This is a genomic window from Streptomyces sp. ADMS, assembly GCF_033441795.1.
Classification (GTDB): domain Bacteria; phylum Actinomycetota; class Actinomycetes; order Streptomycetales; family Streptomycetaceae; genus Streptomyces.
Window position 1 is genome coordinate 17,447 of sequence record NZ_JAVFVX010000058.1, and the last position, 16,830, is coordinate 34,276.

Sequence of the window (16,830 nt, forward strand, 5' to 3'; positions counted from 1 at the left end):
GGTTGGCCGAGTAGATCGACGAGGGTGTTTCACGTGAAACACCGATCCGATTCAGGCTGTTTCACGTGAAACATGGGGCCGTCGTACCGACCAGGTGCGGCGGCCCTCGGCGTATTCCTAGGCGCGTACGGCAGGATGTGGCCCATGTCCAGTGCAGAGACGACGCAAGTGAGCGTGCGCGAGCCGGATCCGGTACGGCCGACCAAGGACGACGAGATCGCCGTGGCCGGCAGTGAGCTGATTGGCGGCCCCATCGGACGGCGTGCCCTGCTGGGAACGTCCTGGTGGACTCCGGTACGGGTGGTCGCGCTCGTGGCGATCGGCATGTTCGCCCTCGGGCTGGTCCAGAAAGCCCCCTGCTACAACGGCGGCTGGTTCTTCGGGGCAAGCACGCAGTACACGCACGCCTGTTACTCCGACATTCCGCACCTCTACCAGGGTCGCGGATTCGCCGACGGACTCGTGCCGTACTTCGACAAGATCTCCGGCGACATGGAGTACCTCGAGTACCCGGTGCTGACCGGCGTGTTCATGGAGGTGGCCGCCTGGCTCACGCCCGGCAGTGGCACCATCCAGCACCAGGAGCAGTGGTACTGGTTCGTCAACGCCGGAATGCTGATGGTGTGCGCGGCGATCATCGTCGTATGCGTGTCGCGTACACACGCGCGTCGCCCCTGGGACGGTCTGCTGGTCGCTCTGGCACCCGCCTTCGCGCTCACGGCCACCATCAACTGGGACCTGCTGGCAGTCGCTCTCACGGCCGCGGCGATGCTCATGTGGTCCCGCAACCGGCCCCTCGCCTTCGGAGTCCTGCTGGGGCTCGCCACGGCCGCCAAGCTCTATCCCTTCCTGCTGCTGGGCCCTTTGTTCGTGCTGTGCTGGCGCGCAGGCAGGTGGCGGTCCTTCGGCAAGGCACTGGGCGGCGCCGTTGTCGCCTGGGTAGCCGTGAACCTTCCGGTGATGGTCTTCGCCTTCGAGGGCTGGTCGAAGTTCTACACGTTCAGCCAGGAGCGGGGCGTCGACTTCGGTTCCTTCTGGCTGATCCTCGCCCACCACTCGGACAAGCCGCTCACCACCGAAACCGTCAACACCCTCGCGATGCTCCTGGTGCTGGCCTCTGCCGGGGGTATCGCGGCACTCGCGCTGACCGCCCCGCGACGTCCGCGCTTCGCCCAGTTGGCCTTCCTGATCGTCGCGGCCTTCATCCTCACCAACAAGGTCTACTCACCCCAGTACGTCCTGTGGCTGGTCCCCCTCGCCGTACTGGCCCGCCCGAAATGGCGGGACTTCCTGATCTGGCAGGCGTGCGAGGTCGCGTACTTCCTGGGGATCTGGATGTACCTCGCCTACACGACCAGCGGTGACGCTCACAAGGGCCTGCCCACCGAGGGCTACCAATTCGCCATCGCCGCTCACCTGGTGGGCACGCTGTACCTGTGTGCCGTGATCGTCCGGGACATTCTCATGCCGGAGCGGGACGTGGTGCGCCGGGCCGGTGGCGACGACCCGTCCGGGGGTGTACTCGGCGGTGCTGAGGACGTCTTCGTACTCGGTTCCGCGGCCCATCCGCCGCGGCACGCCGCCCACTTCGACGGGCCGCAGGTGGAATGGGGCAGTGAGCGAGTGCGGGAGGACGATGGCCGTTCGCTCTGAGCGAACACTGCTCGTGAGGGTCGTGCGAAGGGGCCGTACACGCAATCCGCGTACGGCCCCTTCGCACTGCTTCAGCTGTGTCAGTGGTCGACGATCCGGTCGAACTGTGTGGTGGTGTGCCGCAGGTGAGCCACCAGCTCTTCGCCGACCTTCGGCTCCGGAGCGTCCGACGGCACGAAGAGAATGGAGACCTGCATGTGGGGCGGCTCGGCGAACCAGCGTTGCTTGCCCCCCCAGACGAACGGCGAGAGGTTCCGGTTGACGGTGGCGAGCCCGGCCCGGGCGACGCCCTTGGCGCGCGGCATGACACCGTGCAGCGCCTTGGGGGCCTCCAGGCCCACTCCGTGCGACGTACCGCCCGCCACGACCACCAGATAGCCGTCCGAGGCCGCCTTCTGCTGCCGATAGCCGAAGCGGTCGCCCTTGGCGACGTGTGTGACGTCCAGGACCGCGCCGCGGTACTGCGTGGCCTCGTGGTCCCCCAGCCACAGCCGGGTGCCGATACGGGCGCGGAAGCGGGTCTGCGGGAACTGCTGCTGAAGCCGCGCCAGGTCCTCTGCCTTGAGGTGGCTGACGAACATGGTGTGCAGGGGCAGCCGCGCCGCGCGCAGTTGGTCCATCCAGCCGATGACCTCCTCCACGGCGTCCGAACCATCGGTGCGGTCCAGCGGCAGGTGGATCGCGAAGCCTTCGAGGCGTACGTCCTCTATGGCGGCGTGCAACTGAGGGAGTTCCTGCTCGGTCACTCCGTGGCGTCTCATGGAGGACATGACCTCGATGACCACACGGGCGCCGACGAGGCCGTGCACCCCGTCCACCGACGACACCGAGCGGATGACGCGATCGGGCAGCGGCACCGGCTCCTCGCCCCGTCTGAAGGGCGTCAGTACCAGCAGGTCACCGCTGAACCAGTCCTTGGTCCGGGCGGCCTCGTACGTCGTGCCGACGGCCAGGATGTCCGAGCCCAGCCGAGTGGCCTCCTCTGCGAGCCGCTCGTGTCCGAAGCCGTAGCCGTTGCCCTTGCAGACCGGGACGAGCCCCGGGAACTGCTCGGACACGTGCTTGTGGTGCGCACGCCAGCGCGCGGTGTCGACGTAGAGCGTGAGCGCCATGGCCGGGACCTGGAACCTTTCTCGTGGCTGCGGTGTATCAGAGGTGCGAACGGAAATTGGGGGACATCAGCGGCGCGACATGTAGATGTCGAGCGCCTTGTGGAGCAGCTTGTTGAGCGGGAAGTCCCACTCACCGAGGTATTCGGCAGCCTGCCCACCGGTGCCGACCTTGAACTGGATCAGGCCGAAGAGGTGGTCCGTCTCGTCCAGCGAGTCGGAGATGCCGCGCAGGTCGTAGGCGGTGGCCCCCAGCGCGTAGGCGTCGCGCAGCATCCGCCACTGCATGGCGTTCGAGGGGCGGACCTCACGACCGATGTTGTCCGAAGCGCCGTAGGAGTACCAGACGTGGCCGCCGACGATCAGCATCGTCGCCGCCGACAGGTTCACTCCGTTGTGGCGGGCGAAGTAGAGCCGCATGCGGTTGGGGTCCTCGGTGTTGAGGGCTGTCCACATGCGCTGGAAGTACGACAGCGGGCGGGGCCTGAAGTGGTCACGCACCGCCGTGATCTCGTACAGCCGCTGCCACTCCTCCAGGTCGTGATAGCCACCCTGGACGACCTCGACGCCGGCCTTCTCGGCCTTCTTGATGTTGCGGCGCCACAACTGGTTGAAGTTCTTGTGGACCTCTTCCAGCGAGCGGTTCGCGAGCGGCACCTGGTAGACGTAACGAGGCTGTACGTCGCCGAAACCGGCCCCGCCGTCCTCGCCCTGTTGCCAGCCCATACGACGCAGCTTGTCGGCGACCTCGAAGGCACGCGGCTCGATGAAATCGGCCTCGATGTCGCGCAGCCGCTTCACGTCCGGGCTCTGGATGCCCGCCTTGATGGACGTCGCCTCCCAGCGCCGGATGATCACCGGAGGGCCCATCTTCACGGAGAAGGCGCCCTGCTGCTTGAGGTGCGCCAGCATCGGCTGGATCCAGTCGTCGAGATTCGGCGCGAACCAGTTGATGACCGGACCCTCGGGCAGATAGGCGAGATACCGCTTGATCTTGGGCAGTTGGCGGTACAGCACGAGGCCCGCGCCGACCATCTCGCCCGTCCGGTCGTCGAACCACCCGAGGCTCTCGGAGCGCCACTCCGCCTTGACGTCTGCCCAGGCCGGAACCTGCATGTGGCTCGCCGACGGCAGGCTCTGGATGTACGCCAGATGCTGCTCTCGGCTGATCGTCCTCAGGGTCAGGCTCATTCGGGGCGCTCCTCGGGCTGGGGTGTCCCCATGGGTACAGGGGCTCCGGCTCTCGCGCCGAAGCCTACTGCGCCCTGCGAGCGCCTCGTCTGGCCGTACGGTACCTGTGCCCCGGCCCTGCACCGGCCGGGGCACCAGGGTGCGGTCCGCGTCAGCCGATCACGCCGCCGAAGAGGCCACCGTGGGCCATGCCGAGGAAGAAACCGACGGCTGCGGCACCGAGGCCCAGGATCAGCCCGAAGCGTTCGCGGGTCGTCTCCGAGACGAACTGTCCGTACGCACCGGTGAGGATCCCCACCAGGCCGGTCCAGGAGCTGAGCAGATGCAGGCTGTGGAACATCGCCGTGATGAAGGCCGTCATCCCGAGCACCAGTGTCACGGCGAGCAGGCTGTCCTGGAGCGGATGAGGCTTACCGTCGGTGGCCAAGAGGGATCCGGCGGTGTTGGGTCGCAATGCCTGTGCCATGTGGCACCTCCTGCGGAAGGCGGCGCATCGTAGCGCCATACACACCCGATGTGTACAGATTGACGGCAGCCGGGGCCTGATTTCAACCCGAAGCCGCTGTGCGGGTACTCTGTACCGTCTGCACCGGTGTCTGCCCAGGCCATGGCGAGGAATCCTCTCGGGGACCTCCGATTGTCAGTGGCCGTGTATACCGTTGCGTACGCATAACAACCCTCCTGCCACGGAACGACCGTGGCCGCTGAGTCCAAAGGAGGTGGGTTCCACATGCGTCACTACGAAGTGATGGTCATCCTCGACCCCGAGCTGGAGGAGCGCGCTGTCGCCCCTCTGATCGAGAACTTCCTCTCCGTCGTCCGTGAGGGCAACGGAAAGGTGGAGAAGGTCGACACCTGGGGCCGTCGTCGTCTCTCGTACGAGATCAAGAAGAAGCCCGAGGGCATCTACTCGGTCATCGACCTGCAGGCCGAGCCTGCGGTCGTCAAGGAGCTCGACCGCCAGATGAACCTGAACGAGTCGGTCCTCCGGACCAAGGTCCTCCGCCCCGAGACCCACTGAGCCTCCCGCTCAGCCAATCTCGGGATTTCGAGTAGCAGCACCAAAAGCAGCCAGCAGCAAACCCGCCGAGAGGTTCCCCTATGGCAGGCGAGACCGTCATCACGGTCGTCGGCAATCTTGTCGACGACCCCGAGCTGCGCTTCACCCCCTCCGGTGCGGCGGTCGCGAAGTTCCGTGTCGCGTCCACCCCCCGCACCTTCGACCGTCAGACGAATGAGTGGAAGGACGGCGAGAGCCTGTTCCTGACCTGCTCGGTCTGGCGTCAGGCGGCGGAGAACGTCGCGGAGTCGCTCCAGCGAGGCATGCGCGTCATCGTGCAGGGCCGGCTGAAGCAGCGGTCCTACGAGGACCGTGAGGGTGTCAAGCGCACGGTCTACGAGCTGGACGTTGAGGAAGTCGGCGCCAGCCTGCGCAATGCCACGGCCAAGGTCACCAAGACCGCCGGCCGGGGCGGCCAGGGCGGTTACGGCGGCGGTGGCGGTGGCGGCCAGCAGGGCGGCGGCTGGGGTGGAAACTCCGGTGGCGCTCCGCAGGGCGGCGGCGCTCCGGCCGACGACCCCTGGGCGACCGGCGCTCCCGCCGGTGGCAACCAGGGCGGCAGCGGCAGCGGCAGCGGTGGCAGCGGCTGGGGTGGAAACTCCGGCGGCTCCGGCGGCTCCGGCGGTTCCGGCGGCGGCTACTCGGACGAGCCCCCCTTCTAGGCCTTCGGGCCGGAGGTGGGCCGTACCCACACTTCTTGATCACACAGGAGAAACACCATGGCGAAGCCGCCTGTGCGCAAGCCTAAGAAGAAGGTCTGCGCTTTCTGCAAGGACAAGGTCACGTACGTGGACTACAAGGACACGAACATGCTGCGGAAGTTCATTTCCGACCGCGGCAAGATCCGTGCCCGCCGCGTGACCGGCAACTGCACGCAGCACCAGCGTGACGTCGCCACGGCCGTCAAGAACAGCCGTGAGATGGCGCTGCTGCCCTACACCTCCACTGCGCGATAAGGGAAGGGTGACCGACTAATGAAGATCATCCTCACCCACGAGGTCTCCGGCCTCGGTACCGCGGGCGACGTCGTCGACGTCAAGGACGGTTACGCTCGCAACTACCTGATCCCGCGGAACTTCGCGATCCGCTGGACCAAGGGTGGCGAGAAGGACGTCGAGCAGATTCGTCGCGCTCGCAAGATCCACGAGATCCAGACCATCGAGCAGGCCAACGACATCAAGGCCCGCCTCGAAGGCGTGAAGGTCCGTCTGGCAGTCCGCTCGGGTGACGCCGGTCGTCTCTTCGGTTCCGTCACCCCGGCCGACATCGCCACGGCGATCAAGGCTTCCGGTGGCCCCGAGGTCGACAAGCGCCGCATCGAGCTGGGCTCGCCGATCAAGACGCTCGGTGCCCACGAGACGTCCGTGCGTCTGCACCCCGAGGTTGCCGCCAAGGTCAACATCGAGGTCGTCGCCGCCTAAGCGCTGCGCTCGCTGAAGCAGTTGTGGGGCCGCACCCTCCCCGGGGTGCGGCCCTTCTGCGTGAGCGGACTCGGGCACGTGGCGCACCGGGATTGCCCCGGGGACACGAGGAGCCGAGTCCACCGATGTTTCACGTGAAACGGCCGGAATCTGGTCGATGTTTCACGTGAAACAGGGTGGTGCGGGGCGGAGGAGAGCGCGGTCCGGCGTTCGGCACTCCCCGTAAGTTTCAGCGGGTGGCGCCCGTGACGATCCACCGGCCCGAGCGGGCTCGCAACCACAGAGTGAGCATACGGACGGTCATCATGAGCGTCATCGCTCCCCAGAGGCTGGTCAGGCCGCCGCCGAAGGTCGGCACGAGCAGGGCGACCGGTGCGAAGGCGGCCAGTGTGATCAGCATCGCCCCTGCCAGGTAGGGGCCGTCGCCCGCGCCCATCAGTACGCCGTCGAGGACGAAGACGATTCCGCAGATCGGCTGTGACAACGCGACCATGAGCAGGGCCGGCAACGCGGTGTCTTTGACCACGGAGTCACTGGTGAACAGAGGCAGGAACAGCGGCCTGCTGATGATCACCAGCAGGCCGAGCGCGATTCCGGCTGCGATGCCCCACTCGACCATGCGGCGGCAGGCCTCACGGGCGCCCCGAGTGTCGTTCGCGCCTAGGTAGCGCCCAATGATGGCCTGCCCTGCGATGGCGATCGCGTCGAGCGCGAAGGCGAGCAGGCTCCACAAGGACAGGATGATCTGGTGTGCGGCGACGTCAGCGTCCCCGAGCCGTGCGGCGACGGCCGTGGCGATCATCAAAATCGCCCTCAGGGAAAGGGTGCGCACCAGAAGCGGCGCGCCTGCCTGAGCGGAGGCCCGAATCCCCGCGGTGTCGGGGAGCAGGGAGGCGCCGTGCCGACGCGCGCCGCGGAGGACGACCCTGAGGAAGGCCGCCGCCATGCCCCACTGGGCGATGACGGTGCCCCAGGCGGAACCGGCGATGCCGAGGTCCGCGCCGTAGACGAGGCCCGCGTTCAGGGCGCCGTTGGCGACGAATCCCGCGATCGCTACATACAGCGGGGTTCTGGTGTCCTGAAGGCCACGCAGAACGCCGGTGGAGGCGAGGACGACAAGCATGGCCGGGATGCCGAGCGCCGAGATCCGCAGATAGGTGACCGCATACGGAGCGGCGGTGTCCGAGGCGCCAAGGAGATCCACGAGTGCGGGTGCCAAGGGCAGGACGACGGCAATGACCGCGGTGCCGAGCAGGAGGGCGAGCCAAATGCCGTCCATGCCCTGGCGTATGGCGGCTTGGAGATCGCCCGCGCCGACGCGTCGGGCGACGGCGGCCGTGGTGGCGTACGCGAGGAAGACGAAAACGCTGACGGCAGTGGTGAGGAGGACGGAGGCGATGCCGAGTCCGGCCAGTTGAGCTGTGCCCAGGTGACCGATGATCGCGCTGTCGACCATGACGAAGAGGGGCTCGGCGACGAGGGCGCCGAAAGCAGGGACAGCCAGTGCGACGATCTCTCGGTCGTGTCGGCGCCGGGTCGCCCTGCGGTCAGCGGGAGCCTGTGTCATGACCACCAATCTAATCTTCCACAGGTAAGAGATGCAATGGCATTATGACTATTACTGCTCCTCTTGAGGTGTGCGTCGTCGCATGCCGCTCGCGGAGATCTTGGCCCGATGGGGAAAGTTTTTCTTCTGCACAGCCGGTGGATGGTAAACGTGCTGGTCGGAGCCGGTCCACCAGAAGTCGCGAAAGCTTGTTCACAGGGCTGTCCACCGGCTCGTGCACAGGTTTTGCGGAGTTCTCCACAGCATCGGGGCCGTCGTCCACATGGCCTGTGGATAACCAGATTGGCTGACGGTGCCGACGGGCCTACGGTGGTCCGGCGCCCGCTCCTTCTCCAGGCCTCGGAAACGTCACAAAACCGACGCGCCGGAACCGGAGTTGGGCCTCTTATTTGTCAGTGCCGTGCCGTAGAACAGAGGGGCACGGCGAGGTCCGCTCGGCGGACGGGAGGAGGTCGCTCGGTGAGTATTTCCGAGCCCTTGGACGATCCGTGGGCCGACAGCGGTCCCAGTGATCGACTGCCCCCCTCCCGACAGCGCCGCGAAGGAGGCCGAAGCCGCGACGAACAGCACGACCGAGGCCGCGAAAACGGTGCGTGGGAGAGCGAGGGCACGTCCTTCGAGCGGGTACCGCCGCAGGACCTCGACGCTGAACAGTCTGTCCTCGGCGGCATGCTCCTGTCCAAGGACGCGATCGCCGACGTCGTCGAGGTACTCAAGGGCCACGACTTCTACCGGCCCGCGCACGAGATCATCTACGGGGCGATCCTTGATCTCTACGCGAAGGGCGAGCCGGCCGACCCCATCACGGTCGCGGCCGAGCTCACCAGACGAGGCGAGATCACCAAGGTCGGTGGCGCACCTTATCTGCACGCGCTGGTACAGACGGTGCCGACGGCGGCGAACGCCGAGTACTACGCGGAGATCGTGCACGAGCGTGCGGTCCTGCGGCGTCTGGTCGAGGCCGGAACCCGTATCACCCAGATGGGATACGCGGCCGACGGGGACGTGGACGAGATCGTCAACAGCGCCCAGGCCGAGATCTACGCGGTCACCGAGCAGCGCACCACCGAGGACTATCTGCCGCTCGGCGACATCATGGAGGGCGCGCTCGACGAGATCGAGGCGATCGGCTCCCGTTCGGGGGAGATGACCGGTGTGCCGACCGGGTTCACCGACCTCGACCAGCTCACCAACGGTCTGCACCCCGGTCAGATGATCATCATCGCGGCCCGCCCTGCCATGGGTAAGTCGACGCTGGCGCTGGACTTCGCTCGTGCGTGCTCGATCAAGCACAACATGCCGAGCGTGATCTTCTCCCTCGAGATGGGCCGCAACGAGATCGCCATGCGACTACTGTCCGCCGAGGCACGCGTGGCCCTTCACCACATGCGCTCCGGCACGATGACCGACGAGGACTGGACTCGGCTCGCTCGCCGCATGCCGGACGTCTCGGCCGCGCCGCTGTACATCGACGACTCCCCGAACCTGTCGATGATGGAGATCCGTGCCAAGTGCCGCCGCCTCAAGCAGCGCGCGGACCTCAAGCTCGTGGTCATCGACTACCTTCAGCTGATGCAGTCCGGCGGCAAGCGGTCCGAGAGCCGTCAGCAGGAGGTCTCCGACATGTCGCGAAACCTGAAGCTCCTGGCCAAGGAGCTGGAGTTGCCGGTAATCGCGCTGTCGCAGCTGAACCGAGGTCCCGAGCAGCGTACGGACAAGAAGCCCATGGTCTCCGACCTGCGTGAGTCCGGCTCGATCGAGCAGGACGCGGACATGGTGATCCTGCTGCACCGCGAAGACGCGTACGAGAAGGAGTCACCGCGCGCGGGCGAGGCGGACATCATCGTCGGCAAGCACCGAAACGGCCCGACGGCGACGATCACGGTCGCCTTCCAGGGGCACTACTCGCGGTTCGTGGACATGGCCCAGACGTGAGCCCGGGTCCTGTAGGTTTCCAGATTCCGTGGCCACTTTCCATCAGCGATGGCCACTGCGTGGCCAATAGGACACGGGGATGGAAATCATGCTCCGTGAACGAGTAGTTCCCCTCTTCGTGTACAGGACGTCTCCAGTAGTCGTCATCACGCCTTGCCGGGGCAGGACCCCAGCGTTTGGCGGCTGACGGGCCGCCTCGGGAAACGCGGGGTAGGTGGTCCGATGGGTACAGCGGTGGCCGCGCCGGTACGACTGAGTGTCCGGCGCGGTGACGAGGCCGTGGTGGAGGACCTGCACTGGCCGTCGGTGCCGCTCGGGCTGCTTCGAGAGGCCCGGCCGTGGCGGACCTTCCGCTGGTACAAGGGGCAGCAGCACTATTCCGGCACGTATTGGTCGGCCACCGTGGGCGATCACGTGATCTACGAGTCGAGGCTGGAGCTGGGCAGGCTGCTGTTCGCCGACTTCGCTCAGGAGGTGCGGCACATCGTCGCCCAGCCCTTCCTGCTCAAGGCCGAGCTGGACGGCGAGGTCCGCAAGCACATCCCGGACTATCTGCTCCTGACGGACGACGGCCCGCTGGTCGTGGACGTCAAGCCGCGCCATCGGCTTCAGAAGCCGGAGGTCGCCTTCACGTTCACCTGGACGCGGGAGGCGGTTATGTCGCGCGGGTGGCGGTACGAGGTGTGGAGCGAGCCGGATCCGCACGTATTGGAAAACGTCCGGTTCCTGGCCGGCTACCGCCGCGCCTGGCTCTTCGACCCTGACCTGGTGGCGGCCTTGCAGGCCGTGGATCTGGACGGGATGTTGCTGGGCGATGCCTTCCGGCTGCTGCCCGAGCGTCCCCGGCCGCTGGTGAAGTCGGCGGTACTGCACCTGCTGTGGTCCGGGCATGTGATGACCGCGCTGGACCGGCCGCTGAGCGCGGGGCACGTGCTGCGGAGGGGCGCATGAGTGGGGCGGGGGCGAAACTGGGCGTCGGGACGCACTTCCGGCTGGACGGCGAGACGGTCGAAGTCGTGGAGTTCGCCAGCATGGCTACGGGCATGGAGGTCATCCTCAAGGACGGACGCGACCGGCTGGCCCGGATGTCGCTGCGTGAGTTGCTGACTTCGGATCGCGCCGAGTTGATCCACGACGGATCGGGGCGGTCGTCTGCCGATGACGAGGACGTCGCGGCCGTGGTGCTGAACCGGCTGACCAAGGAGGAGAAGAAGGAAGTCCTGGAGCGGGCCGAGCATGTCCGGGAGATGCTGACGGGCTACCGCTCCGGCAGCGAGGACCTCCCGCGGCCTGGCGAGCCACGGCCTCAGTACGCTCCTGGCCTGCCGCTGCATGCCAGGTATGAGGCCAAGGCAGCGGAACTGGGGGTGTCCGCCCGGTCGACGCGCCGGTGGGCACAGGAATTCCGCGAGCACGGCGAGGCTGGTCTCGTGCCGAGGGCGGCTCGGGCGGACGGTGGGCTGAGCAATGCTGATCCGCGCTGGGTCGAGGCCGCGGAAGAGGTGCTGAGCGAGTACGAGGAAGAGTCGCGGCCCTCAGTGAAGGTGGTGCTCGAAGAAGTCGAGGCCCGCGTCAAAACTAAATTCAAGCTGGTCAAGGTGCCGGTGCCACCGCAGACAACGGCCTACCGGTGGATGCAAGAACTGGAGCGACGTCATCCGACGTTCCGGCTGAGTACGCAGCGCAACCGCGACATCGCCGACCGCCCAAGGGGCGTCTACGGGAAACTGAGGCCCACGCGGCCGGGCGAGTACGTTCTGATGGACACCACGCGGCTGGACGTGTTCGCGCTCGACCCAGTGACGCTGCGGTGGATGCAGGCGGAGCTGACCGTCGCCATGGACTGGTACACCCGCTGCATCATCGGTCTGCGGGTGACTCCAGTGTCGACGAAGGCCATCGACGCGGCGGCCGTGCTCTACCAGGCATACCGTCCCCAGCCGGTGCCGGAGAGTTGGCCTAGGGAAGCGGCCTGGCCCGAGCACGGCATTCCGCGCGGGGTGCTGGTGGAGGCTGAGGCCGTGCATGGGCCCGTCACCGGGGTCTGGGGGCCGAAGGTGGTTCCGGAGACGTTGATTGTCGATCACGGCAAGATCTATCTGTCGGCGCATCTGACCAGCGTCTGTCGCAGGATGGGGATCTCGGTGCAGCCGGCGAGGCTGCGCACGGGCCGGGACAAGGGTCCGGTGGAGCGGTTCTTCCGGACCCTGCGGGAAGACCTGCTGCAGCGGCTGCCGGGCTACAAGGGACCCAACATCCACTCGCGTGGCTTGAATCCGGAGAAGGACGCCTTCTTCTTCCACCACGAACTTGAGGCGATCATCCGGGAGTGGGTAGCGGTGGACTATCACCGCACGCCACATGAGGGACTGCTCGACCCACACCTGCCGAAGGTGGAACTGTCTCCGGCGAGGATGTTCGAGCACGGTCTCGCGCGGGCGGGCTACATCGAGGTGCCCCGGGACCCGCACCTGGCCTTCGAGTTCCTCGATGTCACGATGCGCACCGTCCAGCACTACGGCGTCGAGATCAACAGCCGTCGCTACAACGGTCCCTGTCTCGATGGGCTGCGCGACATGGCCGGCTCCGACATCGACCTGGATAAGCGGCGGCTGGAGTTCTTCGCTGATCCCGACGATGCCACTCGGATCCACTTCCGGGACCACGAACGCGTCTGGCACACCCTTGAGTGGGAGCATGCGCCCAGCCTGGACATGCCGCTGAGCGAGGAAGCGCTCCAGTTCGCCCGGCGCCTGGCGGCGAAGGAGTACACCTACCCCGACGACCGGCTCGCCATCGCCCTGCTGCTGAAACGGTGGAACCTCGGCCTGGGCATTTCCCTGGTCGAACGACGGATGGCCTTGCGGCTCTCCCGCGAACAGGCCGCTCTGGACCTCCCCGAGGCGCACGCCGACGCCGTCAGTTCGCTGCCGTCGGTCGCCCGTGTGCTGTCTCTGCCCGCACAGGCCGAGCCGCCGGCAGCCGAGGCCGCCCCAGTGGTGGAAGAGGGCGATGACGACGGGGACAGCCTCGAAGAGCTGGACGAGGAAATCGACTTCTACGCAACCGCCTTGAAGGACATCGATGACTGACCGGAAGCGTTCCGAGGACGACCTTCACGCCAAACTCGATCACCTGACGCTGTCTCGCAAGGAAGGCTTCCGGCGCCTGATGGACGCTTCGTCGCGGCCTCGCCCGGAGCACCTCACACGCCGTCAGTTGTCTCTTCTGGGAGAGAAGGCCCGCGCTGACTACGACCGGCACCGCCGCAAATGGCACGCGAACCTCGGGCCCCTGCGCACCCCCCAGATGGAAGCCCTGCACGAGGACCTGTGGGACATCATCGACAGCAACGAGCAGGATGGTGACAAGGTCAAAGGCAGCATCGCCATTGACGCCTTCCCCGGCCTGGGCAAGACCACGTCCGCCCTCGCCTTCGCCAAACTGCTCCACCGGCGTGTGATCGAGGAGGAGGGCGAGTACACCGATCAGGGGCATGAGCGGTGGCCGGTCTGTCGAGTGGGCCTGACCAGCAACACCAGCATGCGCGACTTCAACCGGGCGATCCTGGAGTTCTTCGCTCACCCCGGACGCTTCCGGGGCACCGCCACCGACTTCGGCTTCCGCGCACTCGACTGCGTCCTCTCCTGCGAAACAACGCTCTTGATCGTCGATGACCTGCACTTCCTGCGCTGGAGGAACCGGACCGGCATCGAGGTGAGCAACCACTTCAAGTACATCGCCAACGAGTTCCCCGTCACCCTGCTCATGATCGGCGTCGGCCTGCAGGCACGAGGCCTGTTCGACGAGGGCGACAGCTACGAAGACGCCGTACTCGCCCAGACAGGACGCCGCACCACCCGGCTGGGCATGAAGCCCTTCACCATCGACACTGAGGAAGGACGCACAGACTGGCGCAACACCCTCCTCGCCATCGAGGAACGGGTCGTCCTGGCGGACAAGTACCCCGGCATGATCGCGGACGATCTGTCCGACGAACTCTTCGCCCGCAGCACCGGACACATCGGCTCCCTCATGACACTGGTCAACCGTGCCTGTCAGAGAGCCGTACGCACCGGGGCCGAGCGGATCGACCTCGAACTGCTGTCGAAGGTCAAGAACGACGCCGCCTCCGAGAAAGGACGCGAAGAACTTCGACAGGCCTTGGCCGCAGGGCGGCTGGTCAGCAAGCCCAAGAAGAAGGCAGCGTGAGCACGCTCCGATCACTGCCGATCACGGTTCCGCCGTTGCCGGGTGAGGCGCTGGACTCGTGGTTCGAGGTGACCGCACACCGCTTGCGGACACCCCTGAGTGACCTGCTGCCAGCACTTGGCCTGGCCCGGCGGGTCGACGCCGGCGACTGCCACCGTGACATCCCAGCCCGCTGGGCGATCCTGCTCCGTGACAACGAAGCCGCCGACATCTCTGACGCCACCGGCGTGAACTCCCAGGTTCTGCACGCGATGACGCTCGCGCACTTCGACGGCCGAGCACTCAAGATCAAACGGGAAACGAGACAGGTCAGCCGATGGCACCACTGGGGACGCCAGGCCGGATCACGCTTCTGCCCTGACTGCCTGGCCGAGACGAAGGGCCGGTGGAAGCTGAGCTGGCGGCTGGGCTGGATGTTCGCCTGCCTCGATCACAGCCGCTTCCTCGCCGACGCGTGCTCCCAGTGCGGTCAAATGCCTTGGAAACGGCTGCATCAGCAGCGCTATGTCCCGAATCCGGGAATATGCGCCTTCCCGGGCAAGCGCGGAGAACCCGGCAGAAGTCACCAACGCTGCGGCTACCGACTCTCCGAGGTCGCAAGCATCGAGCTTGGGCCCGGGCACACGCTGCTGACGGCACAGAAGCTGCTGACGAAGATCGCGGAGAACGATTCAGCAGAGTTCGGCATCTATGCGAGCACTCCACAGAGAATCTCCGCATTGGAAGCTCTGGCTGATCTTCGTGCCCTTTCCTCCCGGCTCCTGGCCGACGCTGCGGGCAGTGGTCTGGCCATCGTCCTGCCGCGCGACACGCGCGAGATCTATGAAGGAGTGAAGGGGTCCCTTCCCGAGCTCGCGGGCGCCGTTCCTGCCAGGCGCAGTCTGACCGCACCCGTCCAGGCCACCGGGATTGCCGCCGCCCTCCAAGTCCTCGGGCAGTCTGATTTCCATGCAGCCGGCCGCGAGCTTCGGCGCCTCGTCGCCGCCGTAGACCCTTCAGAGACGCTCAAGCGTCTGACGGGCTTCCACAGGATGCACGGCATCACTCCGCTGCTGAACGCCGTCCAGCTGACAGCTCAGGAACCGATGCTGCGACCGAGTGATCAGCTTCGCTACCGGCTTCCGGCTTTCCTCCCCTCCAGGCCGTCCCCTCGCGGAGGCCTGGCGGACCAGCGCGTTCATAAGATTCCCTCGTGCTTCTGGCCTGGTTGGTCCGTCCTGTTGTCGCCGCCGCAAGGCGCATACACCCGGACATTCCGTCCTTGCCTGTCCGCTTCCCTGGCTTTGGTGGGCACACGGGACGACCTCAGAGTGATCACACGGCGTCTCGGCGGAGTGACCACCCGGCAGATGACCTCGAAAATCCTGCAGCTCTTGCATGCACAGGGGCTCTGGTCGGTCGTCAACACGGCACTGGTGCGGCTGGCGGACTACCTTGACGCACACGAAGTGCCCATCGATTACCAGCGCCGCCGCATGCTGGACTACACCGATCTACTTCCTGAGGCCCGATGGCGTCAGATCTGCGACGATGCCGGCGTCCAACCCGGCCAGGGACGCCGTCTCACCGTCGCGCGAAGCACACTCTTCGAGCAGATGAGCGGACTTCCAGCCCACCTCGCCCCCGCCCACTTCGCGATCACCCGCGCGATGGACCGCCCGCACGTGAACTACTTCGCCGCGTTCCTGACACCTGAAGTCGGAGACGGCCTGCACGGCGCTGGAGCCGACTTCCTCGCACAGAACGGCATCGAGGGTGAACCCTTGTCCTGGGAACCGCCGACGGTGATTGCCGATGGCCTGGAAACGGCAGGTCATGACCTGGAGAAGATCGACATCAGCCGTCTTCACCACATGATCCGTTCGCAGTCCATGACGACGGAGCAGGCTGCCCGCGAACTCGGCACGTCGCATGCAGCTGTCCGAGTTCTGCTGCACCGATCTCCCGCACCGGCCCAGCCGAGGCCACGAAGTCGCCGGCGGAACGACGGCGAGGCCATGCGAATCGCGAAACAAGCCTTCCCGCCGGACGAGTTCCGGCGGCTCTACTGCACGGAACGTCTCGGCCTCCGCCAGATCGCGGACCTCGCTGGCGTCAGCCGCAACGTTACGAGGCGTCTCGCCGAGCAGTACGGCATCGAGGTCCGCGAGCCCAACGCGACGGGACCGCGCAAGGGCTACGTCGACGGCGCATGGCTCCGCGAGCAGTACTTGGTCCACGGCCGGCCCCTGGCAGAGCTCGGCCGCGAGAAGGGTCTCAGCCCCACGACCATGACTCGATGGGCCAAGCTGCACGGAATCCCCGTGACCAAGGTGAACGGGCACACCCGTCCCGAACTCGCGCAGCTGGCAGCTCAGGCCAGCAAGGCACCGGAGATCCTCCGTCCTGCCTTCACGGGGTCCGGCGCATGGGACCGCCTTCGCGAGTTCGCTGCCGTGTCGCGCTATCGCACACTCAAGGAAGCCGCCGAAGCACTCGGAACCCATCACACGGCCCTGATCACGAGAGTCGGAAGACTGCGTCGCGAGATCGGACACCCACTCCTCATCCGCGCAACCACGGCGTCGCCAATGAAATTGACCCCGATCGGCGAAGCCGTAGTCGCAGCGATCCATGCGGCGACAGAATGAGGACTTGCCCGGCCGATCATGTGACCGGTCCGTGTCCGGGGCGTTGACGTGG

14 protein-coding genes are annotated in these 16,830 nt (G+C 66.5%); 10 read left to right on the forward strand and 4 right to left on the reverse strand.

The window, feature by feature from the left end; translation table 11 throughout:
* The first annotated feature begins 144 nt into the window (after positions 1 to 144).
* Complete coding sequence (locus RB628_RS24125; RefSeq protein WP_318322607.1) at positions 145 to 1,653, forward strand: glycosyltransferase family 87 protein; 1,509 nt, start codon at positions 145 to 147, stop codon at positions 1,651 to 1,653.
* An 80-nt stretch (positions 1,654 to 1,733) separates the two neighbouring features.
* Here RB628_RS24125 and RB628_RS24130 read toward each other — a convergent pair whose 3' ends face one another.
* The 3 genes from RB628_RS24130 to RB628_RS24140 form a co-directional block, all read right to left on the reverse strand.
* Positions 1,734 to 2,765 (reverse strand): alanine racemase, encoded by a 1,032-nt coding sequence (locus RB628_RS24130; RefSeq protein ID WP_318322608.1) that lies wholly within the window; start codon positions 2,763 to 2,765, stop codon positions 1,734 to 1,736.
* A gap of 66 nt (positions 2,766 to 2,831) precedes the next feature.
* Positions 2,832 to 3,953: a peptidoglycan bridge formation glycyltransferase FemX gene (femX, locus tag RB628_RS24135; RefSeq protein ID WP_318322609.1), complete on the reverse strand. Its 1,122-nt coding sequence runs from the start codon at positions 3,951 to 3,953 to the stop codon at positions 2,832 to 2,834.
* A gap of 151 nt (positions 3,954 to 4,104) precedes the next feature.
* Positions 4,105 to 4,419 (reverse strand): hypothetical protein, encoded by a 315-nt coding sequence (locus RB628_RS24140; protein WP_318322610.1) that lies wholly within the window; start codon positions 4,417 to 4,419, stop codon positions 4,105 to 4,107.
* 264 nt (positions 4,420 to 4,683) lie between these two features.
* Here RB628_RS24140 and rpsF point away from each other — a divergent pair, with 264 nt between their 5' ends.
* From rpsF to rplI, 4 genes are all read left to right on the forward strand, one after another.
* Positions 4,684 to 4,974 carry a 30S ribosomal protein S6 gene (rpsF, locus tag RB628_RS24145; RefSeq protein WP_146481131.1) on the forward strand — a complete coding sequence of 97 codons (291 nt, stop codon included), beginning with the start codon at positions 4,684 to 4,686 and terminating at the stop codon, positions 4,972 to 4,974.
* Between the two features lie 80 nt (positions 4,975 to 5,054).
* Entirely contained in the window at positions 5,055 to 5,675 is a 621-nt protein-coding gene (locus RB628_RS24150) for a single-stranded DNA-binding protein (protein WP_318322611.1), read from the forward strand.
* A gap of 57 nt (positions 5,676 to 5,732) precedes the next feature.
* Entirely contained in the window at positions 5,733 to 5,969 is a 237-nt protein-coding gene (rpsR, locus tag RB628_RS24155; RefSeq protein WP_003949403.1) for a 30S ribosomal protein S18, read from the forward strand.
* A gap of 18 nt (positions 5,970 to 5,987) precedes the next feature.
* The gene (gene rplI, locus RB628_RS24160; protein WP_318322612.1) at positions 5,988 to 6,434 is read left to right on the forward strand and encodes a 50S ribosomal protein L9; all 447 of its coding nucleotides are present in this window, start codon (positions 5,988 to 5,990) and stop codon (positions 6,432 to 6,434) included.
* Between the two features lie 229 nt (positions 6,435 to 6,663).
* Here the strand turns inward: rplI and RB628_RS24165 are convergent, their stop codons facing one another.
* Positions 6,664 to 8,001, reverse strand: a complete 1,338-nt coding sequence (locus RB628_RS24165; RefSeq protein ID WP_318322613.1) for an MATE family efflux transporter — start codon at positions 7,999 to 8,001, stop codon at positions 6,664 to 6,666.
* Positions 8,002 to 8,460: 459 nt separating this feature from the next.
* On the opposite strand from RB628_RS24165, the gene dnaB reads away from it, so the two are divergent.
* The 5 genes from dnaB to RB628_RS24190 all read left to right on the forward strand — a co-directional run bounded on the left by dnaB (position 8,461) and on the right by RB628_RS24190 (position 16,778).
* On the forward strand, positions 8,461 to 9,936 hold the full coding sequence (gene dnaB, locus RB628_RS24170; protein ID WP_318322614.1) for a replicative DNA helicase: 1,476 nt from the start codon (positions 8,461 to 8,463) through the stop codon (positions 9,934 to 9,936).
* A gap of 222 nt (positions 9,937 to 10,158) precedes the next feature.
* Positions 10,159 to 10,887, forward strand: coding sequence for a TnsA-like heteromeric transposase endonuclease subunit (locus RB628_RS24175; protein WP_318322615.1), 729 nt, complete (start codon positions 10,159 to 10,161; stop codon positions 10,885 to 10,887).
* A 65-nt stretch (positions 10,888 to 10,952) separates the two neighbouring features.
* Positions 10,953 to 13,028, forward strand: a complete 2,076-nt coding sequence (locus tag RB628_RS24180; protein WP_318322616.1) for a helix-turn-helix domain-containing protein — start codon at positions 10,953 to 10,955, stop codon at positions 13,026 to 13,028.
* A complete protein-coding gene (locus RB628_RS24185) occupies positions 13,021 to 14,148 on the forward strand; it encodes an ATP-binding protein (RefSeq protein WP_318322617.1) in 1,128 nt (375 codons plus the stop codon). The genes RB628_RS24180 and RB628_RS24185 overlap by 8 nt, the downstream gene beginning before the upstream one ends.
* Complete coding sequence (locus RB628_RS24190) at positions 14,145 to 16,778, forward strand: TniQ family protein (RefSeq protein ID WP_318322618.1); 2,634 nt, start codon at positions 14,145 to 14,147, stop codon at positions 16,776 to 16,778. The genes RB628_RS24185 and RB628_RS24190 overlap by 4 nt, the downstream gene beginning before the upstream one ends.
* Positions 16,779 to 16,830: the final 52 nt, after the last annotated feature.